The organism is Metamycoplasma cloacale (genome assembly GCF_900660735.1).
Lineage (GTDB): Bacteria > Bacillota_I > Bacilli_A > Mycoplasmatales > Metamycoplasmataceae > Metamycoplasma > Metamycoplasma cloacale.
In genome coordinates this window covers 382,238-406,310 of sequence record NZ_LR215049.1, presented here as the reverse complement: position 1 = coordinate 406,310, position 24,073 = coordinate 382,238, and the positions used below count along the sequence as shown (strand labels likewise).

Sequence of the window (24,073 nt, the reverse complement as noted above, 5' to 3'; positions counted from 1 at the left end):
TTTGATATGTTAACTTCAAAACAAATTAGACAAATGTGATTAGATTTTTTTGCTTCAAAAGGGCATTTAGTTGTTGAATCAAAATCTTTAATCCCACAAAATGATCCTTCATTGCTATGAATTAACTCAGGAGTAGCAACTTTAAAGGATTATTTTAGTGGTAAAAAAATTCCGCCTGCCAAAAGAATTACTAACTCTCAAAAATCAATTAGAACCAACGATATAGAAAATGTCGGAGTAACCGCAAGACACCACACTTTATTTGAAATGTTAGGAAACTTCTCAATTGGTGATTATTTCAAAGAAGAAGCTATTGCATTTGGATATGAATTTATTATTGACGTACTAAAATTGGATAAAAACAGAATTTATATCACATATTTTGGTGAAGATATTGATACATACAATGCTTGAATTAAAAATGGTATTGCAGCGGATCACTTAATCAAAGGAACTAGAGATACTAACTTCTGAGACGTAGGTCAAGGACCTTGTGGGCCTGATACAGAGATTTTCTACGATCGTGGTGCAAAATACGATGCAAGAGGAATTGAATTGTTAATTAATGATATTGAAAACGATCGTTACATTGAAATATGAAATATCGTATTTTCACAATTTAACAACGATGGTGAAAACAATTACACTGAATTAGCCACAAAGAATATCGATACAGGTGCTGGTTTAGAAAGAATCACATCTATTATGCAAGATGCTCCAACTAACTTTGATACTGACTTATTTTTACCAATTATTCATGCAGTTGAAAAATTAGTTGATTATAAATATGTAATTGAAAACTATTTTACAAAAGATCCATTCCAAACAAAGATTAATACTAAATTCAAAATTATTGCCGACCACATTCGAGCTTCTGTAAATGCAATTAATGACGGTGTTAAACCTTCTAACGTAGGTAGAGGTTATATTATCCGTAGATTAATTAGAAGAGCATATCGTGCTGGTATTTCATTAGGTATTAAATCTAAAAACTTTTTATACTCACTAGTAAATATTGTTAAAGATTCTTTAATTTATGACATTGATGTAGAAAGAGTATCAGAAGTTATTAAAGCAGAAGAAGATCTATTTGCTAAAACAATTAACGATGGTGAAAAACTATTAGAACAAGAAATTGAAAAAAACGGAACAATTACTACAGCTATTGCTTTCAAAATGTTTGATACATACGGATTCCCAATTGAATTAACTAACGAAATTCTTTTAGAAAAAAATATTCAAATTGATTTAAAAGAATTTAATGAATTTGTAAAACAACATCAAGAAAAATCAAGAGGAAACACTGAAGCTGGAATGCAAAAGGTAATTAATTCACTTTCTTTAGTTGATCAATTTATTTCTGAATTCATTGGTTATGATTACCTTGAATCAAAATCTAAGATTTTATATCTATTAGATGATCAAGAAGAAATTACATCAGCTAATGAAGATGAAATTAGTTATGTTATTTTAGATAAAACTCCATTTTATGCAACATCAGGAGGTCAAAACCATGACTTTGGTTATATGGTGCAAAATGGACATAAAATCGAAGTACTTGATGTTTTTAAAGATAAATATTGAAACCATGTACATAAAGTTAAAGGAAAAATTAATTCAAAAGACGAAATTCACTGTTTTGTCGATCCTATAAAACGTGCAGGATATGCAAGGGGACACTCATCAACTCACTTAATGTTCCATGCCTTAAGAGAAACATATCCAGAGGTAAGAATTGAACAATTAGGTTCAAATATTAATCCTGAATATTTCACCTTTGACTTCGGTTTAGATCATCGTCCTTCAAAACAAGAAACGCGTAATATAGAAAAAATTATGAGAAATTATATCGCTCGTAATGAAAAAAGAAACTATATCGTTACATCAATTAAAGAAGCTCAAGATATGGGCGCATTTATGACCATTGAGGAATCTGAATATCACGATGCAAATGCAGTAAGAGTTGTAGAATTTGAAAACATCACCAAGGACTTATGTGGTGGTACTCACGTTGCTAGAACATCAGTCATTGAAGATTTCAAAATTGTGGGTGTTGATTCAAAAGGTACCGGTATTTATCGTTTAAGAGTTGTAACTTCGTTTAATGATGTAATGCAATATTTAAATGAAGAAATTGAAAGCGAATTACAACTACTGGATACATTAATTAAAAACAACCGTGATTTTGATGAAAAATATAATAAAATAATTCCAGTAAATGAAACTCAAACAACAGCTGACAAAGAAAAATATTTATTAGTTCTAGAAGCGATTGAAAATGAAATCAGAGATGACTATCGTAAATTGCTTAAAGCTAAACAAAATGAAGCAGTTGATGTTTCACAATATCAACATGAAATGCTAAATGGTCAAAAAGTATTTATTTTAAACGAAGCAGACGCAGGAATGTTAAGAAAAGCAGTTGTTGAATTACGTGAATTAAACCCAGATGCAATAGTAATTGGTTTATCACAAACAAACAATAATAATTATTTCTTAATGGTAGCTTCTAAAAAAGTAGATGCAAATATCTTATTTAAGCAAATATGTGCTAAATATAATGGTAAAGGTGGAGGAAACGCTATTGTTTCACAAGGTTCAATTGTTATTCCGACCTCAATTGATGAAGTTATTAATGAAATTAAAAGAGTGTTTTAATGCGTAAGTTGTGTTTAGATCTAGGAACAAAAAGTTGCGGTTTTGCAATTTCAGATCCATTGTGTATTATTGCAACTGGTTTAGAGAATTACCGCTTTGAAGAAAATAGATTTGATTTAGTTATTCAAAGGGTTAAATATTACCTAAATTTAACTGATTACAAAAATTCAATCGATACAATTATTTTAGGTTATCCAGTGAGAATGGATTTATCAAAAAGCGAACGTACATATATGGTAGAAAAGTTTGCTGAAATGTTAAAAACAGAAATTAACCTACCGATATATTTTCAAGATGAACGACAAACAACCAGAAATGCCGAAGATATATTAATATCAGCTGGCTTTAGTCGTAAAAAAAGAAAAACTAAAAAAGATTCTTTAGCTGCGCAATTAATATTAGAAGATTATTTAAGGAGATATCATGGATAAAAAAGAAATTAAATTATTTACTGAAGAACGGAAAATGTTAATTCAATTTGAAAACCAAAATATGGAATATTATGTAATCTTCAGTTTTGAAGAAAATGGTGATGTTTATTATTTATTAACAGATAGAGAAAAATTAATTATTGCTAAATCTCAAGATAATAAATTAGTTGAAATTACTGACGAAAAAGAAATTGAAATCATTTCAGAAATCGTTGATGAATTTGCAAATGAACATCTAGTATTAGATGAAAACGGTAATGATTTTCTAGCGCGCTTTTATGAATACGGAGAAATTAATTAATGATTAATTTTGCAAAAACAATTTCAGGAAAAGAATCTAAAATATCTGATAGTTTAAGATTAGGTTTAATTATTTCAATTGGTATTGCTTTAACGATTGCTTTAATTGCTATCATTTTAACATTAGTGTATAAACGTAAAATGATGAATAAGCATTTAATGGTCGATGAACAAACCCAATATGATAAATTAAAGTTAATTAATCCTAATTACGGTATTGTATTAAACGGCATTAAACCATCATATAAAAACGTTGATAACGACTTTTACATCGCTTTTTTAACAAATTGCATATATTTAAATAAGTCAAGCAAAATATTAGTACATGATAATAATGATTATCTAGCTAATTCATTAATGGTTTTAGGAAATCGAGACATATATATTAACCATGATATGTCTTTAATTGATTTAAAAATGTATAACATAGATACTAGTCATAAATTAATTAATGAAATTCCTAATTTCTTAAATTACGATTTATTAATCTTTAATAAAAAATTAGATGATAATCAATTAAAAGACTATCTAAAAACCATGCATTTAAAAAGTATGTTAGTTTTAACGCTTGATTCAAAAAGTGAAATTAAACGCTATGTTCAACTAGCTACAAACTTAAATCTAAGATATGAAACACAAAAATTTAAAAATAAAATTGTTATACTTTTAGCAATCAATCCGATTAAGGAAATCCTAGATATATAATAATATAAAGATAAAGAGGAAGTATTATGGCTGAATTAGAAAATAAAATATATTTAACAAAAGAAACTTTAAAACAATATGAAGAAAGATTAAAATACTTACAAGAAGTTGCTCGTCCACAAGTAATTGAAGAAATTAAAGAAGCAAGAAACCAAGGGGACTTATCAGAAAATGCTGAATACGATGCAGCAAGAGATAAACAAGCAGCAATTGAAAATGAAATTTCAGAAATTCAACATATTTTGGATAACTACGAATTAATTTCAGAAGACCAACAAACAAATATGGTTAAAATTGGTTCAACAGTGAAATTACAATATGTTAGTGATGCTAATAAATATTTAGAAGTTCAAATTGTTGGAGCATTAGATGCTGACCCATTTAATAATAAAATTTCAAACTCTTCATCTTTAGCAAAGGCAATTTTAGATAAAAAAGTCGGAGAACAAATCGAAGTTGATGCTCCTAAAAAATACAAAGTTAAAATTGTTGAAATAAAATAATTTATTTTTAGAAAAATACAAGAAATTTGATTATAATTACTCTTGTATTTTTTATTTATTCAAGCGATTCAAAAAATAAAATTAATTTTGTTAAATATTTAAAAAATATAGTAAAATAATATTTGCGTTTTATACGCAATGAAGTTCTTTGAAAACTGGATACGAATACCATAACGTCAATTTTATATTTATAATAATTCACATTAACAAACTATTTTTAAGAGTTTGATCCTGGCTCAGGATGAACGCTGGCTGTGTGCCTAATACATGCATGTCGAGCGGAGTCTTCGGACTTAGCGGCGAATGGGTGAGTAACACGTGCTTAATCTACCTCTTAGATTGGGATACCTAATGGAAACATTGGTTAATACCGGATACGCATGGAATCGCATGATTCCGTTGTGAAAGAAGCCTTTAAAGCTTCACTAAGAGATGAGGGTGCGGAACATTAGCTAGTTGGTGAGGTAATGGCTCACCAAGGCTGTGATGTTTAGCCGGGTCGAGAGACTGAACGGCCACATTGGGACTGAGATACGGCCCAAACTCCTACGGGAGGCAGCAGTAGGGAATATTCCACAATGAGCGAAAGCTTGATGGAGCGACACAGCGTGCACGATGACGGTCTTCGGATTGTAAAGTGCTGTTATAAGGAAAGAACACTTCAATGAGGAAATGCTTTGAAGCTGACGGTACCTTATCAGAAAGCGATGGCTAACTATGTGCCAGCAGCCGCGGTAATACATAGGTCGCAAGCGTTATCCGGAATTATTGGGCGTAAAGCGTTCGTAGGCTGTTTATTAAGTCTGAAGTCAAATCCTAGGGCTCAACCCTGGCTCGCTTTGGATACTGGTAAACTAGAGTTAGATAGAGGTAAGCGGAATTCCATGTGAAGCGGTGAAATGCGTAGATATATGGAAGAACACCAAAGGCGAAGGCAGCTTACTGGGTCTATACTGACGCTGAGGGACGAAAGCGTGGGGAGCAAACAGGATTAGATACCCTGGTAGTCCACGCCGTAAACGATGATCATTAGTCGGTGGAAAATCGCTGACGCAGCTAACGCATTAAATGATCCGCCTGAGTAGTATGCTCGCAAGAGTGAAACTTAAAGGAATTGACGGGGACCCGCACAAGCGGTGGAGCATGTGGTTTAATTTGAAGATACACGGAAAACCTTACCCACTCTTGACATCCTTCGCAAAGCTATAGAGATATAGTGGAGGTTAACGGAGTGACAGATGGTGCATGGTTGTCGTCAGCTCGTGTCGTGAGATGTTTGGTCAAGTCCTGCAACGAGCGCAACCCCTGTCTTTAGTTACTAACAAGTAATGTTGAGGACTCTAGAGATACTGCCTGGGTAACTGGGAGGAAGGTGGGGATGACGTCAAATCATCATGCCTCTTACGAGTGGGGCCACACACGTGCTACAATGGTCGGTACAAAGAGAAGCAATATGGCGACATGGAGCAAATCTCAAAAAGCCGATCTCAGTTCGGATTGGAGTCTGCAATTCGACTCCATGAAGTCGGAATCGCTAGTAATCGCAGATCAGCTATGCTGCGGTGAATACGTTCTCGGGTCTTGTACACACCGCCCGTCACACCATGGGAGCTGGTAATACCCAAAGTCGGTTTGCTAACCTCGGAGGCGACTGCCTAAGGTAGGACTGGTGACTGGGGTGAAGTCGTAACAAGGTATCCCTACGAGAACGTGGGGATGGATCACCTCCTTTCTACGGAGTACAATTCTCACTGTTATGGAATTAAATTTGTATCCAGTTTTGAGAGAACTTTCTCTCAATTTTGTTCTTTGAAAACTGAATATAGACATTGAAATCAATAAATTAATATTTCAAATGTTTAGATCAACCTATAGAATATTCAAGACATATACAAAAATAGGTCATACTTATATTTATAAATACTATTAAACAAGATAAGAGTTTTTGGTGGATGCCTTGGGTCTGGAAGTCGATGAAGGACGTGATTACCTGCGATAAGCCTCGTTTAGTTGGAAATAAACTGTGAGACGGGGATGTCCGAATGGGGAAACCCGATTGAGCTAATCCTCAATCATCATATCGATGAATTCATAGTCGAATGAAGAGATACGTTGTGAATTGAAACATCTCAGTAGCAACAGGAAGAGAAAATAAAGAATGATTCCCTCAGTAGTGGCGAGCGAACGGGGAAGAGCCCAAACCAACATTCGTTGTTGGGGTTATAGGACCATTTATGTAAAGTTAGAAATTATGCATATAGCAGAATAAGTTGGAATGCTTAAACACAGAGGGTGAAATTCCCGTAAGCGAAATGTGCATAACTTTTGATGGTATCCTGAGTAGGGCGGGGCACGTGAAACCCTGTCTGAATTTGCCGAGACCACTCGGTAAGGCTAAATACTAACCAGACACCGATAGTGAACTAGTACCGTGAGGGAAAGGTGAAAAGAACCCCGGGAGGGGAGTGAAATAGATCCTGAAACCAATTACTTACAGTTAGTCAGAGCCCGTTAATGGGTGATGGCGTACATCTTGCAGAATGGACCGGCGAGTTATGTCAACATGCGAGGTTAAGTGGATTAAAGCGAAGCCGTAGAGAAATCGAGTCTTAATAGGGCGCTTTAGTATGTTGATATAGACCCGAAACCAGGTGATCTACCCATGAGCAGGCTGAAACTTAGGTAACACTAAGTGGAGGGCCGAACCGTAGTACGCTAAAAAGTGCCCGGATGACTTGTGGGTAGGGGTGAAATTCCAATCGAACTTGGAGATAGCTGGTTCTCCTCGAAATAGCTTTAGGGCTAGCGTGTAACGTTAAATGATGGGGGTAGAGCACTGAATATGGAATGGCGGCGCCTAGCCGTACTGACTATAATCAAACTCCGAATACTATCATGTATTGTTATGCAGTCGGTACATCGGTGATAACGTCGATGCACGCGAGGGAAACAACCCAGATCGTCAGCTAAGGTCCCAAAATTGTGTTAAGTGAGAAAGGTTGTGGAGTTTCTTAAACAGCTAGGATGTTGGCTTAGAAGCAGCCACCGTTTAAAGAGTGCGTAATAGCTCACTAGTCGAGAGACTCTGTGCCGATAATTCAACGGGACTAAAACACAATACCGAAGCTACGGGCATGAAAGTGCGTTAGAGGAGCGTTGTAAGTGCATTGAAGCCAGACCGTGAGGACTGGTGGAGCGCTTACAAGTGAGAATGCCGGTATGAGTAACGATTCAGAGTGAGAATCTCTGACGCCTATTGGGGAAGGTTTCCTGGGGAAGGTTCGTCCACCCAGGGTTAGTCGGGTCCTAAGGTGAGGCTGAAAAGCGTAATCGATGGACAACAGGTTAATATTCCTGTACTTTCTTGAATGTGATGGAGTGACGGGGGAGGATATTCCTACCACTTATTGGATTGTGGGGTAAGCATTTACTGGTCTATATAGGCAAATCCGTATAGTATAACCGGGAGATGTGATGCATAGTGAAAGGGCGACTGAGTAGCGAATTGGCTGATTCCATACCTCTTAAAAAAGCTTCTAACTTAAATTCTGTGAAACCCGTACCGAGAACGGACACACGTCCCCAAGATGAGTATTCTAAGGCGAGCGAGAAAACCAATGTCAAGGAACTCTGCAAAATCATCCCGTAAGTTCGCAAGAAGGGATGCCTATGTTAACGCATAGGCCGCAGTGAATAGTAAGGGGGAACTGTTTATCAAAAACACAGCTCTATGCTAAGTCGTAAGACAATGTATATGGGGTGACTCCTGCCCAGTGCCCGAAGGTTAAGCAGAGGTGTTAGCTTATGCGAAGCATTAATGTGAAGCCCGGGTGAACGGCGGCCGTAACTATAACGGTCCTAAGGTAGCGAAATTCCTTGTCGGCTAAATACTGACCTGCACGAAAGGAGTAATTATCTCTTAACTGTCTCGACATTGGACTCGGTGAAATTATGGTTCCGGCGAAGACGCCGGAGACCCGCATCTAGACGAAAAGACCCCATGGAGCTTTACTATAACTTCATATTGGAGTTTGATTTAACATGTGTAGGATAGGTGGGAGACTTTGAAGTAGGAACGCAAGTTCTTATGGAGTCGCCGTTGAAATACCACCCTTGTTACGTTGAACTTCTAACTTATTACCATGATCTGGTAAGAGGACAGTGTGTGGTGGGTAGTTTGACTGGGGCGGTCGCCTCCTAAAAGGTAACGGAGGCGTTCAAAGTTACACTCAGTACGGTCAGAAACCGTATTCAAGAGCATAAAGGTAGAAGTGTGATTGACTGTGAGACCTACAAGTCGAGCAGGTGCGAAAGCAGGACTTAGTGATCCGGCGGTTCTTCGTGGAAAGGCCGTCGCTCAACGGATAAAAGCTACCCTGGGGATAACAGGCTTATCTTTCCCAAGAGATCACATCGACGGGAAGGTTTGGCACCTCGATGTCGGCTCATCGCATCCTGGAGCTGGAGTCGGTTCCAAGGGTTGGGCTGTTCGCCCATTAAAGCGGTACGCGAGCTGGGTTCAAAACGTCGTGAGACAGTTTGGTTCCTATCTGATGTGGGCGTTGGAATATTGATGAGAGCTACTCTTAGTACGAGAGGACCGGAGTGGACGTACCGATGGTGCTCCAGTTGTTTTGCCAAAAGCATAGCTGGGTAGCCAAGTACGGCAAGGATAACCGCTGAAAGCATCTAAGCGGGAAGCCTCCTCAAAGATGAATATTCCCTTTTAAATTCCTTATAGACTATGAGGTTGATAGGCTGGAGGTGTAAGTACAGTAATGTATTCAGCTGACCAGTACTAATAAATTGATTGGTTTAATAGTAATTCTATAGTTGATCTATGTGTTATATTCAGTTTTCAGAGAACGAACAAAAATGCGATGAGCCGCATCACAAGCCGAAAGGCTTTTTATTTTATTATTCGATATTTTTTTTATTTTTATTAAATTTATTTATTCAAAAATTAATTATTTGCAAATAAGTTATTAACAAATTATTAACAAAAAAATATTTTTAAAATTTTTATGTTATACTATATAAATACATTTCTTGAATTTACAAGTTTTTTATTGCGCTTGTAAAAAAAAAAAAAAAAATAAATAAAACAATTTTTTAAAAAAAATGTATAATTATTTTTGCGTTTTATACGCAATGAAGTTCTTTGAAAACTGGATACGAATACCATAACGTCAATTTTATATTTATAATAATTCACATTAACAAACTATTTTTAAGAGTTTGATCCTGGCTCAGGATGAACGCTGGCTGTGTGCCTAATACATGCATGTCGAGCGGAGTCTTCGGACTTAGCGGCGAATGGGTGAGTAACACGTGCTTAATCTACCTCTTAGATTGGGATACCTAATGGAAACATTGGTTAATACCGGATACGCATGGAATCGCATGATTCCGTTGTGAAAGAAGCCTTTAAAGCTTCACTAAGAGATGAGGGTGCGGAACATTAGCTAGTTGGTGAGGTAATGGCTCACCAAGGCTGTGATGTTTAGCCGGGTCGAGAGACTGAACGGCCACATTGGGACTGAGATACGGCCCAAACTCCTACGGGAGGCAGCAGTAGGGAATATTCCACAATGAGCGAAAGCTTGATGGAGCGACACAGCGTGCACGATGACGGTCTTCGGATTGTAAAGTGCTGTTATAAGGAAAGAACACTTCAATGAGGAAATGCTTTGAAGCTGACGGTACCTTATCAGAAAGCGATGGCTAACTATGTGCCAGCAGCCGCGGTAATACATAGGTCGCAAGCGTTATCCGGAATTATTGGGCGTAAAGCGTTCGTAGGCTGTTTATTAAGTCTGAAGTCAAATCCTAGGGCTCAACCCTGGCTCGCTTTGGATACTGGTAAACTAGAGTTAGATAGAGGTAAGCGGAATTCCATGTGAAGCGGTGAAATGCGTAGATATATGGAAGAACACCAAAGGCGAAGGCAGCTTACTGGGTCTATACTGACGCTGAGGGACGAAAGCGTGGGGAGCAAACAGGATTAGATACCCTGGTAGTCCACGCCGTAAACGATGATCATTAGTCGGTGGAAAATCGCTGACGCAGCTAACGCATTAAATGATCCGCCTGAGTAGTATGCTCGCAAGAGTGAAACTTAAAGGAATTGACGGGGACCCGCACAAGCGGTGGAGCATGTGGTTTAATTTGAAGATACACGGAAAACCTTACCCACTCTTGACATCCTTCGCAAAGCTATAGAGATATAGTGGAGGTTAACGGAGTGACAGATGGTGCATGGTTGTCGTCAGCTCGTGTCGTGAGATGTTTGGTCAAGTCCTGCAACGAGCGCAACCCCTGTCTTTAGTTACTAACAAGTAATGTTGAGGACTCTAGAGATACTGCCTGGGTAACTGGGAGGAAGGTGGGGATGACGTCAAATCATCATGCCTCTTACGAGTGGGGCCACACACGTGCTACAATGGTCGGTACAAAGAGAAGCAATATGGCGACATGGAGCAAATCTCAAAAAGCCGATCTCAGTTCGGATTGGAGTCTGCAATTCGACTCCATGAAGTCGGAATCGCTAGTAATCGCAGATCAGCTATGCTGCGGTGAATACGTTCTCGGGTCTTGTACACACCGCCCGTCACACCATGGGAGCTGGTAATACCCAAAGTCGGTTTGCTAACCTCGGAGGCGACTGCCTAAGGTAGGACTGGTGACTGGGGTGAAGTCGTAACAAGGTATCCCTACGAGAACGTGGGGATGGATCACCTCCTTTCTACGGAGTACAATTCTCACTGTTATGGAATTAAATTTGTATCCAGTTTTGAGAGAACTTTCTCTCAATTTTGTTCTTTGAAAACTGAATATAGACATTGAAATCAATAAATTAATATTTCAAATGTTTAGATCAACCTATAGAATATTCAAGACATATACAAAAATAGGTCATACTTATATTTATAAATACTATTAAACAAGATAAGAGTTTTTGGTGGATGCCTTGGGTCTGGAAGTCGATGAAGGACGTGATTACCTGCGATAAGCCTCGTTTAGTTGGAAATAAACTGTGAGACGGGGATGTCCGAATGGGGAAACCCGATTGAGCTAATCCTCAATCATCATATCGATGAATTCATAGTCGAATGAAGAGATACGTTGTGAATTGAAACATCTCAGTAGCAACAGGAAGAGAAAATAAAGAATGATTCCCTCAGTAGTGGCGAGCGAACGGGGAAGAGCCCAAACCAACATTCGTTGTTGGGGTTATAGGACCATCTATGTAAAGTTAGAAATTATGCATATAGCAGAATAAGTTGGAATGCTTAAACACAGAGGGTGAAATTCCCGTAAGCGAAATGTGCATAACTTTTGATGGTATCCTGAGTAGGGCGGGGCACGTGAAACCCTGTCTGAATTTGCCGAGACCACTCGGTAAGGCTAAATACTAACCAGACACCGATAGTGAACTAGTACCGTGAGGGAAAGGTGAAAAGAACCCCGGGAGGGGAGTGAAATAGATCCTGAAACCAATTACTTACAGTTAGTCAGAGCCCGTTAATGGGTGATGGCGTACATCTTGCAGAATGGACCGGCGAGTTATGTCAACATGCGAGGTTAAGTGGATTAAAGCGAAGCCGTAGAGAAATCGAGTCTTAATAGGGCGCTTTAGTATGTTGATATAGACCCGAAACCAGGTGATCTACCCATGAGCAGGCTGAAACTTAGGTAACACTAAGTGGAGGGCCGAACCGTAGTACGCTAAAAAGTGCCCGGATGACTTGTGGGTAGGGGTGAAATTCCAATCGAACTTGGAGATAGCTGGTTCTCCTCGAAATAGCTTTAGGGCTAGCGTGTAACGTTAAATGATGGGGGTAGAGCACTGAATATGGAATGGCGGCGCCTAGCCGTACTGACTATAATCAAACTCCGAATACTATCATGTATTGTTATGCAGTCGGTACATCGGTGATAACGTCGATGCACGCGAGGGAAACAACCCAGATCGTCAGCTAAGGTCCCAAAATTGTGTTAAGTGAGAAAGGTTGTGGAGTTTCTTAAACAGCTAGGATGTTGGCTTAGAAGCAGCCACCGTTTAAAGAGTGCGTAATAGCTCACTAGTCGAGAGACTCTGTGCCGATAATTCAACGGGACTAAAACACAATACCGAAGCTACGGGCATGAAAGTGCGTTAGAGGAGCGTTGTAAGTGCATTGAAGCCAGACCGTGAGGACTGGTGGAGCGCTTACAAGTGAGAATGCCGGTATGAGTAACGATTCAGAGTGAGAATCTCTGACGCCTATTGGGGAAGGTTTCCTGGGGAAGGTTCGTCCACCCAGGGTTAGTCGGGTCCTAAGGTGAGGCTGAAAAGCGTAATCGATGGACAACAGGTTAATATTCCTGTACTTTCTTGAATGTGATGGAGTGACGGGGGAGGATATTCCTACCACTTATTGGATTGTGGGGTAAGCATTTACTGGTCTATATAGGCAAATCCGTATAGTATAACCGGGAGATGTGATGCATAGTGAAAGGGCGACTGAGTAGCGAATTGGCCGATTCCATACCTCTTAAAAAAGCTTCTAACTTAAATTCTGTGAAACCCGTACCGAGAACGGACACACGTCCCCAAGATGAGTATTCTAAGGCGAGCGAGAAAACCAATGTCAAGGAACTCTGCAAAATCATCCCGTAAGTTCGCAAGAAGGGATGCCTATGTTAACGCATAGGCCGCAGTGAATAGTAAGGGGGAACTGTTTATCAAAAACACAGCTCTATGCTAAGTCGTAAGACAATGTATATGGGGTGACTCCTGCCCAGTGCCCGAAGGTTAAGCAGAGGTGTTAGCTTATGCGAAGCATTAATGTGAAGCCCGGGTGAACGGCGGCCGTAACTATAACGGTCCTAAGGTAGCGAAATTCCTTGTCGGCTAAATACTGACCTGCACGAAAGGAGTAATTATCTCTTAACTGTCTCGACATTGGACTCGGTGAAATTATGGTTCCGGCGAAGACGCCGGAGACCCGCATCTAGACGAAAAGACCCCATGGAGCTTTACTATAACTTCATATTGGAGTTTGATTTAACATGTGTAGGATAGGTGGGAGACTTTGAAGTAGGAACGCAAGTTCTTATGGAGTTGCCGTTGAAATACCACCCTTGTTACGTTGAACTTCTAACTTATTACCATGATCTGGTAAGAGGACAGTGTGTGGTGGGTAGTTTGACTGGGGCGGTCGCCTCCTAAAAGGTAACGGAGGCGTTCAAAGTTACACTCAGTACGGTCAGAAACCGTATTCAAGAGCATAAAGGTAGAAGTGTGATTGACTGTGAGACCTACAAGTCGAGCAGGTGCGAAAGCAGGACTTAGTGATCCGGCGGTTCTTCGTGGAAAGGCCGTCGCTCAACGGATAAAAGCTACCCTGGGGATAACAGGCTTATCTTTCCCAAGAGATCACATCGACGGGAAGGTTTGGCACCTCGATGTCGGCTCATCGCATCCTGGAGCTGGAGTCGGTTCCAAGGGTTGGGCTGTTCGCCCATTAAAGCGGTACGCGAGCTGGGTTCAAAACGTCGTGAGACAGTTTGGTTCCTATCTGATGTGGGCGTTGGAATATTGATGAGAGCTACTCTTAGTACGAGAGGACCGGAGTGGACGTACCGATGGTGCTCCAGTTGTTTTGCCAAAAGCATAGCTGGGTAGCCAAGTACGGCAAGGATAACCGCTGAAAGCATCTAAGCGGGAAGCCTCCTCAAAGATGAATATTCCCTTTTAAATTCCTTATAGACTATGAGGTTGATAGGCTGGAGGTGTAAGTACAGTAATGTATTCAGCTGACCAGTACTAATAAATTGATTGGTTTAATAGTAATTCTATAGTTGATCTATGTGTTATATTCAGTTTTCAGAGAACAAGAGTTAATCCCAAAAAACGGGATTTTTTATTTTATTTTTTATAAAAATATGTATAATATTAAGGTACATTGTAAATGCCGTTTTAGCTCAGTTGGCAGAGCAACTGACTTGTAATCAGTAGGTCGTAGGTTCAAGTCCTATAAACGGCACCATTTATGCGCGAGTGGTGAAATTGGCAGACACGTTAGTTTTAGGCACTAATGCTTTGCGGCGTAAGGGTTCAAGTCCCTTCTCGCGCACCATATCAAGAAATTGAGTAAAAATCCGATCCGGATTTTTTTTTTTTTTTTTTTTTGAAAATTTTGCAATTAAAAACGCCCTCTTTATTTTTAGGGGCGTTTTTTATTTTCAATGTCTTGATATGGTGCTGATTAGAAGATTCGAACTTCTATCTGATTAATTACGAATTAATTATTTTGCCATTAAACTAAACCAGCAATTAACACATAAATTATACATAACTTTTATTGACTAAAAAGAGAGTTATTGGAATTTTTGGAACTAAAAAGGAGAAAATGAAGAAATTTATTTAAAAAAGCAACAATTTTGTAAAAAGATTGATTTTAATTGGTAGAATATGAGTGATAGTGGGAGGAAATGGGAATGTTTGGGAAATATTACAAACAAATTGATGATAAAAACCGTTTAGTAATACCAGCAAAGCTTCTAAAAGAATTGGGTGAAGTGATGTACATTACATTAGGTTTTGATAAATCAATTGTGTTAAGAACTGAAAAAGAATTTCTTAAATTAAAAGAAAAACTTGAAGAAAATAATTCCTTAAACCCAGATTTTAGAAACCTATCAAGATATATTTTTGGAAATACCGAAGAAGTTCAACCAGATTCAAAAGGTAGAATTGTATTACCAAAATATTTCGTTGATAAAACCACTATCACAAAAGAAGTAGTTTTTATTGGTGTTGGAAGTTATGCAGAAATTTTTGCAAAAGAAACTTACGACTTAAAAGAACAATTCTTTGAAGATGAACAAAATATTGAAGACTTGACTAAGAAATTATTAGAACAAGGAGTTAAGTTATAGAAAAGCATTTTCCAGTTATGCTTAAAGAAGTTATTGAACAACTTGAAATTAAGCCTGACGGAATATATGTGGATTTAACACTTGGTCGAGCTGGTCATAGTAAAGAGATATTAAAACAATTGACGACAGGAAAGTTAATTTGTTTTGATAAAGACCAACAAGCATTAGATGAATCGATTAATCAATTAAAAGAAATAAATGATAATTTCGTATTAATTAAATCTGATTTCAGATATGCAAAAAAAGAACTTGAAAAAATAGGAATAACAGAAATCAATGGATTGCTTGCTGATTTTGGAGTAAGTAGTCCGCAATTAGATCAAATTACACGTGGCTTTTCATATTCATTAGATTGTAATTTGGATATGCGTATGGATTTAAATAGCGATTTAAAAGCAACTGATATTCTTAATACATTTTCAGAACAAGAAATTACAAAAATATTAATTGAAAACGCTGATGTAAAATTCGCTCAACGAATTGCGAAGGCAATCTGTGAAAACAGACCGATTAATAATTCTTTTTCTCTAAATGAAATCATTAGAAAATCACTTCCCGCTAAAATCGTTAGGGAAAAGAATCCATCAAAAGCCGTCTTTCAAGCAATTAGAATTGCAGTAAACGATGAATTAAATGCAATTAAAGATTTACTTGAAGATATTCATGATTTAATTAAAGTTCGTGGAAAAATGTTGTTCATAACATTCCATTCAAAAGAGGATGCGATTGTTAAAAAATACTTTCAAAATCTTACCTACAGAGATCCTTTATTAAATAAATTACCAATCCAAATTAACGATAATTGAAAACAAAAAATCATCTTCCCTAGTGAAGAAGAAATTCAGATTAACAAAAGATCAAGAAGCGCAAAATTAAGAGTTATTACTAGATTGGAATAAAAATGCAAAGAGTTGTGGTTAGTTTTTTAAAAATTTATGCAAATATTTTAGAAATGGAAGCTGTGGAAATCTTCAACCAACAAGCCATTAAAATATATAGCAACAAACTAACTCATAACAACGTAATTCAATCTATTGATAAATTCATTTATGAAAGCAAAAAACAAATTGAAAAGATTATAAATGGAACAATTAAAGAAGTTATTCTTTTAATCGGGAAAACTTCAACAAACGATTTCAAAATTTCACATTTATTAATAAATGACAAAAAAAAGAGTCTGGCATTTATTAATAATCAAATCACTAAACTTTCACAAACAAACAATTGACATATTTTAAAAACACAAAAACACAACTTACACACAAAAACACAATCACTAAATATGTCAGAAATTCAAGACTTTTGTAGTGTTTCAAGTATTTCAAAACGCTTTTATCAAGAAATTAATGAAGCATTATGAAAATTCAATTTAAAACTAGTTGATTGCATCATGATTGATGATCTTAAAAACGAATACTACAATCAAAAAGATCATCACTTGCAATTAAATGTTGAATTGCTTAGTGATAAAATAAATTTATCTATTATCAAAAATAATACAATTGTGAAACACGACAGTGTCAACTACGGATTCAACAATTTAGTTGATAGTCTAACTAGAAATTGTTTTTACTCTTCAACGATTGCATATTGCTATGCTAAACAATTACTAAAAGATAACCATTCAACATTTATTAATGAACAACCTCAAACATTGAATGTATTTAATGAATTTATAATTAAAATTAAAAACATTATATCTTCATTTATTAATACTAAATTATTACAAAGCGAAACCATTGATATTAACTTATTAGGTTTAATTGCAAACAACCAAAATTTTGAAAATAAACTTCGTAGTAAATTGGGATACAACAAAGTTTATTCATTATTCAGTGATGCAAATTTATTATCAGTTGAAACTATGGAAGTGGTTAGCCAGATGTTAAACAATAATAATGAAAAATCACTACTTAAAACCAATACATTTATTATCAATACCAAAGAATTTGTAATATCAAAGAAAGACAAATATTTCAATTACAAGGTTTTAAATTAATTAAAGTTCACCTTTTGATGTTAAATTATTTGATAAGCCCCTTTATTTAAAAAACTTATGTTCTACTCGTTTGTTAAATAAAGTTTTATTGTAATTATTTTATTTATTGAATTAAATTAAATATTAAGTTTTACTTAATAGTGTAGCTAGCTGTTATTTAAACTTTAATATCTATATTTAATCTACATAATTTCTAAAATGTTTTTATTATCTTGGAATTTAATAAATTAATATCTTGAGTAGCTACTTGATATTCAATTGTTAAATTTCCGTTAAAAATAACACTTAATTCATTCAAAGAACAAAATTAAATCTATGTCTGCTTTGCTAGTTTAATTGTTTAATTAAAAACGAAAGCATATTAACTTAATATGCAACAAAAGAGAGGTTTCCTCTCTTTTTAATTAAAGAAAAATAGTAAAATTGTTGTATGTATAAATTTTTTGCCAATAAAAAAGAAAATGATTGTTTTATTCTAGATAGTGAAACATTACAACATCTAAAATCTGTAAGAATTAAACCTAATGAAGTTTTTTTAGTCAATTATATTAATGAATTTTACGAATGTAATTTTATCTATCCTAATTTAGCAAAGATTATTAAAAAAACAACAATTAATAACGAAAGAGATTATCAAACAACTGCTTGTCTGCCATTAATTAAAATTAATCATTTTGAATTAGCATTACAGAAATTGGTTGAATTAGGGGTTAAAAAAATTATTCCTTTTATCTCTGAATATACCGATCAATCAAATCTTAAGATCTTAAATAAACGTGAGCGTTTTGAAAAGATTATCAAAGAAGCATGTCAACAATCAATGCGTAATGTAATTCCTGAATTAACTGATGTCATGCGTTATGACGAGATTTTAGAACTTAATTGTAAAAACAAAATTTTAGCTTACGAAAAAGCTGAAGGTATGCCTTTTTATCATAATAATGAAGACGTTATGCTAATAGTAGGTCCAGAAGGTGGATTTTCTTTAAAAGAAATTGATCTAGCTGTTAAAAAAAATGTTAAAATTGTTTCATTGACCAAAACTATTTTGAGAGCAGAAACAGCACTCATTTTTATGTTTAGTAGATTAAATTAAATTTATATTAAAAAATTTAATATATGTTATAATGTTTAAGCGTTATTTAATTTAAGAAGAAAAGGAAAGAAATATGCGTCAAACAACAATTATTAGAAAAGAAATAGTTGATAAAAAATGATACATCATCGATGCAAAAAATATTCCATTAGGAAGACTTTCAACTCTTGTAGCTTCAATTCTACGTGGAAAAAATAAACCAACATTTACACCAAATGTTGATATGGGCGACAATGTAGTTGTTATCAATGCTAAAGATGTACTTTTAACAGCTAAAAAAGAAGAAAACAAAATTTATTACCGTCACTCAGGTTACCCTGGAGGACTAAAGAAAATTAATGCTAGAGATTTAAGAGAAAAACACCCAGAAGCATTAGTTGAAAAAGCAGTTAGAGGAATGTTACCTCACACAAAATTAGGAAGAAAACAATTTAAAAACTTATACGTTTATGCAAATGAAGAACATAAACAAGTATCACAACAACCTGTAAAAATCGAGGTTAAATAATGGCTGAATTAATTAAATACTATGGTTTAGGACGTCGTAAATCTTCAGTAGCAAGAGTTTACATTTTACCAGGAAGTGGCAAATTCGCAATTAATGGTAAAGATGCTAAAAGTTATTTAAATTCAGATATCCTAATTAAAGACTCTTTAAGCCCATTCGCAGTTACAGAAACAACAAACACATTTGACGTTATCGCTAACGTTAATGGTGGTGGTTTGACCGGTCAATCAGGTGCTATTAGATTAGGAATTGCCCGTGCGTTATTAGAAGCTTCAAACAATGAGTACCGTAATAAATTAAAAGATGCTGGATTCTTAACAAGAGATGCTCGTGTTAAAGAACGTAAGAAATTCGGTCTTAGAAAAGCAAGAAGAGCAAGACAATTCTCAAAACGTTAATAAAATTTTATATAATTATATTTGCGGTTTTTACCGCTTTATGCGAGCGTAGCTCAGCTGGTTAGAGCACACGACTGATAATCGTGAGGTCGATGGTTCAAGTCCATTCGTTCGCACCATTTCAAGCAATTGACCATAAAAACAGCTTTATTGCTGTTTTTTTGTATACTTATTAAAGTATAAAAAGGAGAGATTATGTCAAAGACTAAAAAAATGTCAATTTCTATATTATCAATTTCAATTATTAATCTTCTTGTGATGATTGCTAATATTTTAGTTTTTATTCTTATGTTTTATCCGTTTATGAAATCTATACCAACTGAATCATCTGAGATTACAAAACAATATTTCAAAGATAATCCAGAAATGGCTAATAAATTTATGTATTATATAGCTATTACGTCATTTATGTTATTTGTAAATGTTTGTTTATTTATAACATTATTTGTTTTAATGATTATTGTTACGATCAAATCTAAATCGATAGCAGTCAAAATATTAATGATATTGGCAATTATTTTATTACCATTACATATATTAAGTATTATCTCTTCAATTCTATCTATTGCGTTGGATTAAAAATCCGCTTTTTGAAAGCGGATTTTTAATTAATCTATTTTATTAATAAATTCTTTTTCAACATAACTTGAATTGAATAAATATAATAAACTTCCTCAATCTAGATCAAAAGTAATGATATCTCCAACTTTATATTGTTTTTTACATTTATTAACATTAATAATCATATGATCTGAAGAACCCCCTAGAATTTCCATGTCCTTATCTAAAGGAATCATTGCATCAAACATGGTATCAATTTTTCCAATAGCACAGATAACTCTATCAATATCACCGATGTCTTCAAAGGTTGGTATATTGCCAAAGGCATCCAAACCAGGTTCACCAATTGGCATTGAACTTTTTCTCTTAACTTCAATTACTTTAGCTTGACATTGGAAAGTATCGCGATGCATATTTCTAATAGTTTTTCTATATTTATCTTCAGTTCCAAAGATCATTGCGAAACTCATTCTTAAAATATTAACTTCTTTTGGCATACGATTTTCTCAAACTAAATGTAAGCTTAATGAGTTTCCACCTGAAATATGAGAGAATTTAACATTATATTTAGTTTGAACTTCGTTATTTAAATCAGCAAAGATTTTCATCGCTTCATCAGATGGAATTCTTCCGCCGTAGCATCCGAAATTACATCCTAGCCCAATTAATTTAACACCTTTCATTTCGTTAATAATTTTGCCACATGCTTCAACTGTATCTTCAGGAAGAAAGCCTTCTCTTCTATCTCCTAGATCGACCATTACAATAACTTCATGCGTTTTGTTATTTGCTAAACAATAATCACTAATTGCTTTAATGGTTTCTAATTCGCTATTTAAACTAGAATCGCATAATTCAACTAAACGAGGAATTTCATCAAGTTGAGGCAATCTTAATAATTGTTTATGGCCCTTTATGTCTTTATATACTTCAAAATTATCTAATCTTGAATCGCCGAAAAACTTAATCCCACCTTTTGCAAAAAGTTCAGCCATTCTTCTATTTCCACAAAAGCCTTTTGTTACAGCTAATACTTCAATTCCTTTTTCGGCACAAATTTCTTGCGCAACTTTGATATTGTGAAGAAATTTCTTTTCGTCAATAATAATTTTTGGGAAACTCATTATTTTCTCCTTAAAATGATGTATTCCTTTTTGCCTTTTCTTAATAAAGCGTATTTTTGATTAAATTTACTAAAATCAATTAATTGATTTTCATCTTCTATAATTTCATTATTGATTGTAAAAGATTTTTTAGTTAGAAATTCTCTAATTTCACGGTTTGAATTTAATATTTGATTATTTTTAATTACATCAATGAATTTTTCATCTGCATTAATTTCGTATTCAGTCAAGAAACCTCTTAACATTTCTAAATCATTTATGTCTAAAAGATCTTGATTTTTACCAAATAGAATTTCACTAATTCTTTGACATTGCAATGCTATTTCTTTTGAATGAATGTCTTTAACAATTTCATATGCCAATATTTTTTGAGCATATCTTAAATGCTTAGCTTCATTATGTTTAGAAATGATATTTTTAATTTCTTGAACATCAAGGAAAGTTAATCACATTAAATATTCTTCAATTTTAGCGTCAGATTGATTTAATAAGAATTGATAAATTGCATAAGGAGAGGTCATTTCTGCATTTAATCATAATGATCCTCCACCTGATGATTTACCGAATTTTTTACCATTCTCATCAACTAAAAGATTTGCAGTAATTACAATTGCATCAGGATTTGCATGTGATTTACGGATATACTCTAAACCGGTTGTCATATTACCTCATTGGTCACTTCCACCGATTTGAATCTTAACGTTATTGTTTTCATACAATGTTTTAAAATCTCATCCTTGAATTAATTGATAACTAAATTCAGTAAATGATAAACCTTGTTGCAATCTAGTAGCAATAGATTCTTTTTCCAATAGGTAATTAACATTGATCATTTTACCCATATTTTTTAAAAAATCAACCATTGTTCACCCTTGATAAAAATCTAGGTTATCAATTACCTCTAGATCGAATTTCTTTAATTGATCTTTAATTGCGTTTTTATTTTGAATCAATGTATTTTCATCCAAAAATTGTCTTTCAGTTGCACGAAAACTTGGATCACCGATCATCCCTGTAATTCCGCCAACGATTGCAACTGGATTATATCCGTATTGTTTAAATCTTAATAAGTTAGCAATTTGAATGTAATTACCTAAATGCAAACTTTTAGCTGTCGGATCGAATCCGCTGTATACACCTGAATTAACGCTGATATTTTTGAATTTCTGTTCATCGGAAATATTATTGAATATATTTCTTGCTTTCAATTCTTCTAAAATATTTCTAAACATCTTTTTCCTTTCATTATGGACGTAATTTATATATAATATTATAACCTTATATTATTTTTTTATAAATATGGAGACAAAAATGAAATATAAAATTGTAATTGATTCAGCTTGTGATTTATCTTACCAAGAAGCCCTTGATTTAGATTGAGGTTTTTTACCTTTGGATGTTGAAGTAGATGGTCAAGTATATGAAATTGGTAAAGAAATGTTTTTAAAACAATATGCTGAAATTTATCGCAAAAATCCAAAAATTAAATCATTAACAAATGCTACACCAATTGGTAAAGCACAAGCTATTATTGATCAATATATTGAAGAGGGTTATGACAAAGTTATTGTTTATACAATGTCAAAATGTCTTTCAAGTCAAAACTCAAATTTAAAGATGTTATACAAAGACAATCCAAAAGTATACGTTGTTGATAGTAAAAAAATTGCATTTTTGATCGTTAAAGATTTAATGAAATTTGATGTAGCTATGAAAAAAGGAATTCCTTTTGAAAAAGCAGTCAAAATTTTTGATGAAGAATTTGAAACTATTTTATTAATCCCTGAATTTAATGATGCATTAGTTGCTGGAGGTAGATTGTCAAAACCTGCTGCAGTAATTGCTAAATTATTGAAAATTGTTCCAATTATTGAATTTTCAAAAAATGGTGAACTGGTTAAATATGGAATGGGACATGTTTTTAGTAAAACAGTGTCTAAAATGATTAAAGAATTATGAGAAAAATTTAATGATAAGAAAAATATTGATAAATATGAGTTTGTAATTTGCAATGCAGATAATCAAAAAATCGATGAAATTGTCAAAGAAGTTAAGGAAATTACTCAATTTAAAGAGGTTTTATGTTTTGAACTTCCAACTGTAATTACAGTACATACAGGAGTTGGGGCTATTACATTATCAATTGCAAAAATTGATCCAGAAATTAGAGAAAATTATCATAAATACGGACAAATTAAATAGGTAGCAAATTGCTACTTTTTTATTTATAAAAAAAGAGTTTTTGGTATAATACATACGCAATATATGAAGACAGTAACTGCTTTAAAAGCTTAATTTGTTACCTAGTATGTTTACTTTTTTCTTTATTGCAAAAATAATTAGGAGGAAACATGAGCGCTTTAAGAGACGCTAAAGGTTTAGTTGTATCTGAAATTTCTGAAAACTTAAAGCAAGCTAAAGCCCTAGTTGTTGTAAATTACAAAACCCTTGATGTAATTAGCCTTCAAAAAATTAGAGAAGAGTTAAAACCATTAGGTGTTTTATTAAAAGTTTATAAAAATAGACTTGTAAAACAAGCAACTAAGGAACTTAATTTTGAAGAATTAAATGATTATTTAGTTGGTCAAAATATTTATGCTTTTGCAAAGCAAGATGATTTATCAGCTCTAAAAACTTTAGTTAAATTTAAAAAACAATATCCCGCTTTAGAAATTGTAGCCGGAATATATGAAAATAAAGTTGTTGATGCTAAAGCATTAGATGAAATTGCAAAACTTCCTTCATACGAAGAATCATTGATGATTCTAGGAAACTCACTAATAAGCCCAGTGAAATACTTATCAATTGGTCTTAATATGTTAGTTGAACAAGGAAAAATTAAATCAGAATAATTAACAACAAAA

At 34.4% G+C, this 24,073-nt stretch carries 16 protein-coding genes, 4 tRNA genes and 4 rRNA genes; 21 read left to right on the top strand and 3 right to left on the bottom strand.

The genetic code is table 4. From position 1 onward, the window contains the following. The first annotated feature begins 6 nt into the window (after positions 1 to 6). The 11 genes from alaS to EXC28_RS01750 all read left to right on the top strand — a co-directional run bounded on the left by alaS (position 7) and on the right by EXC28_RS01750 (position 14,721). Positions 7 to 2,658 (top strand): alanine--tRNA ligase, encoded by a 2,652-nt coding sequence (gene alaS / locus EXC28_RS05740; RefSeq protein ID WP_029330466.1) that lies wholly within the window; start codon positions 7 to 9, stop codon positions 2,656 to 2,658. Beyond that, positions 2,658 to 3,089: a Holliday junction resolvase RuvX gene (ruvX, locus tag EXC28_RS01795; RefSeq protein ID WP_029330468.1), complete on the top strand. Its 432-nt coding sequence runs from the start codon at positions 2,658 to 2,660 to the stop codon at positions 3,087 to 3,089. Before alaS ends, ruvX begins: the two co-directional genes overlap by 1 nt. Further along, positions 3,082 to 3,390: a DUF1292 domain-containing protein gene (locus tag EXC28_RS01790; protein WP_029330469.1), complete on the top strand. Its 309-nt coding sequence runs from the start codon at positions 3,082 to 3,084 to the stop codon at positions 3,388 to 3,390. The genes ruvX and EXC28_RS01790 overlap by 8 nt, the downstream gene beginning before the upstream one ends. Further along, positions 3,390 to 4,094 (top strand): BC85_0335 family putative methyltransferase, encoded by a 705-nt coding sequence (locus EXC28_RS01785; RefSeq protein ID WP_029330470.1) that lies wholly within the window; start codon positions 3,390 to 3,392, stop codon positions 4,092 to 4,094. Before EXC28_RS01790 ends, EXC28_RS01785 begins: the two co-directional genes overlap by 1 nt. 26 nt (positions 4,095 to 4,120) lie before the next feature. Then, entirely contained in the window at positions 4,121 to 4,597 is a 477-nt protein-coding gene (gene greA / locus EXC28_RS01780; protein ID WP_029330471.1) for a transcription elongation factor GreA, read from the top strand. 213 nt (positions 4,598 to 4,810) lie between these two features. Continuing rightward, a 16S ribosomal RNA gene (locus EXC28_RS01775) occupies positions 4,811 to 6,329 on the top strand. A 192-nt stretch (positions 6,330 to 6,521) separates the two neighbouring features. Continuing rightward, a 23S ribosomal RNA gene (locus EXC28_RS01770) occupies positions 6,522 to 9,420 on the top strand. A 403-nt stretch (positions 9,421 to 9,823) separates the two neighbouring features. Beyond that, positions 9,824 to 11,342: ribosomal RNA gene (locus tag EXC28_RS01765) — 16S ribosomal RNA — on the top strand. A gap of 192 nt (positions 11,343 to 11,534) precedes the next feature. Beyond that, positions 11,535 to 14,433 (top strand): 23S ribosomal RNA (locus tag EXC28_RS01760). The 16S and 23S rRNA genes sit together here with 2 tRNA genes alongside, the layout of an rRNA operon. Positions 14,434 to 14,555: 122 nt before the next feature. Then, positions 14,556 to 14,631 (top strand) — tRNA-Thr (locus EXC28_RS01755). Positions 14,632 to 14,636: 5 nt separating this feature from the next. Then, a tRNA-Leu gene (locus EXC28_RS01750) sits at positions 14,637 to 14,721 on the top strand. Positions 14,722 to 14,841: 120 nt separating this feature from the next. Here EXC28_RS01750 and EXC28_RS01745 read toward each other — a convergent pair. Next, positions 14,842 to 14,916: transfer RNA gene (locus EXC28_RS01745), tRNA-Thr, on the bottom strand. A 166-nt stretch (positions 14,917 to 15,082) separates the two neighbouring features. On the opposite strand from EXC28_RS01745, the gene EXC28_RS01740 reads away from it, so the two are divergent. The 8 genes from EXC28_RS01740 (at position 15,083) to EXC28_RS01705 (ending at position 20,103) form a co-directional block, all read left to right on the top strand. Further along, positions 15,083 to 15,523 carry a division/cell wall cluster transcriptional repressor MraZ gene (locus tag EXC28_RS01740; RefSeq protein WP_029330839.1) on the top strand — a complete coding sequence of 147 codons (441 nt, stop codon included), beginning with the start codon at positions 15,083 to 15,085 and terminating at the stop codon, positions 15,521 to 15,523. Continuing rightward, complete coding sequence (gene rsmH, locus EXC28_RS01735; protein ID WP_084271883.1) at positions 15,520 to 16,422, top strand: 16S rRNA (cytosine(1402)-N(4))-methyltransferase RsmH; 903 nt, start codon at positions 15,520 to 15,522, stop codon at positions 16,420 to 16,422. Before EXC28_RS01740 ends, rsmH begins: the two co-directional genes overlap by 4 nt. A 2-nt stretch (positions 16,423 to 16,424) precedes the next feature. Continuing rightward, entirely contained in the window at positions 16,425 to 17,522 is a 1,098-nt protein-coding gene (locus tag EXC28_RS05735; RefSeq protein WP_029330837.1) for a hypothetical protein, read from the top strand. 430 nt (positions 17,523 to 17,952) lie between these two features. Then, complete coding sequence (locus EXC28_RS01725) at positions 17,953 to 18,618, top strand: 16S rRNA (uracil(1498)-N(3))-methyltransferase (RefSeq protein WP_029330836.1); 666 nt, start codon at positions 17,953 to 17,955, stop codon at positions 18,616 to 18,618. A gap of 73 nt (positions 18,619 to 18,691) precedes the next feature. Beyond that, complete coding sequence (rplM, locus tag EXC28_RS01720; protein WP_029330835.1) at positions 18,692 to 19,126, top strand: 50S ribosomal protein L13; 435 nt, start codon at positions 18,692 to 18,694, stop codon at positions 19,124 to 19,126. Beyond that, positions 19,126 to 19,524: a 30S ribosomal protein S9 gene (gene rpsI / locus EXC28_RS01715; protein ID WP_029330834.1), complete on the top strand. Its 399-nt coding sequence runs from the start codon at positions 19,126 to 19,128 to the stop codon at positions 19,522 to 19,524. The genes rplM and rpsI overlap by 1 nt, the downstream gene beginning before the upstream one ends. A gap of 42 nt (positions 19,525 to 19,566) precedes the next feature. Beyond that, positions 19,567 to 19,643: transfer RNA gene (locus EXC28_RS01710), tRNA-Ile, on the top strand. A gap of 76 nt (positions 19,644 to 19,719) precedes the next feature. Beyond that, on the top strand, positions 19,720 to 20,103 hold the full coding sequence (locus tag EXC28_RS01705) for a hypothetical protein (RefSeq protein ID WP_029330833.1): 384 nt from the start codon (positions 19,720 to 19,722) through the stop codon (positions 20,101 to 20,103). Positions 20,104 to 20,132: 29 nt separating this feature from the next. On the opposite strand, the gene EXC28_RS01700 is transcribed toward EXC28_RS01705, so the two are convergent. Next, the gene (locus tag EXC28_RS01700) at positions 20,133 to 21,209 is read right to left on the bottom strand and encodes an alanine/ornithine racemase family PLP-dependent enzyme (protein WP_029330832.1); all 1,077 of its coding nucleotides are present in this window, start codon (positions 21,207 to 21,209) and stop codon (positions 20,133 to 20,135) included. Beyond that, on the bottom strand, positions 21,209 to 22,441 hold the full coding sequence (gene tyrS, locus EXC28_RS05730; protein ID WP_029330831.1) for a tyrosine--tRNA ligase: 1,233 nt from the start codon (positions 22,439 to 22,441) through the stop codon (positions 21,209 to 21,211). Before tyrS ends, EXC28_RS01700 begins: the two co-directional genes overlap by 1 nt. A 79-nt stretch (positions 22,442 to 22,520) precedes the next feature. On the opposite strand from tyrS, the gene EXC28_RS01690 reads away from it, so the two are divergent. Both EXC28_RS01690 and rplJ read left to right on the top strand, forming a co-directional pair. Next, positions 22,521 to 23,411 carry a DegV family protein gene (locus EXC28_RS01690; RefSeq protein ID WP_029330829.1) on the top strand — a complete coding sequence of 297 codons (891 nt, stop codon included), beginning with the start codon at positions 22,521 to 22,523 and terminating at the stop codon, positions 23,409 to 23,411. A gap of 149 nt (positions 23,412 to 23,560) precedes the next feature. Further along, entirely contained in the window at positions 23,561 to 24,061 is a 501-nt protein-coding gene (rplJ, locus tag EXC28_RS01685; RefSeq protein ID WP_029330827.1) for a 50S ribosomal protein L10, read from the top strand. Positions 24,062 to 24,073: the final 12 nt, after the last annotated feature.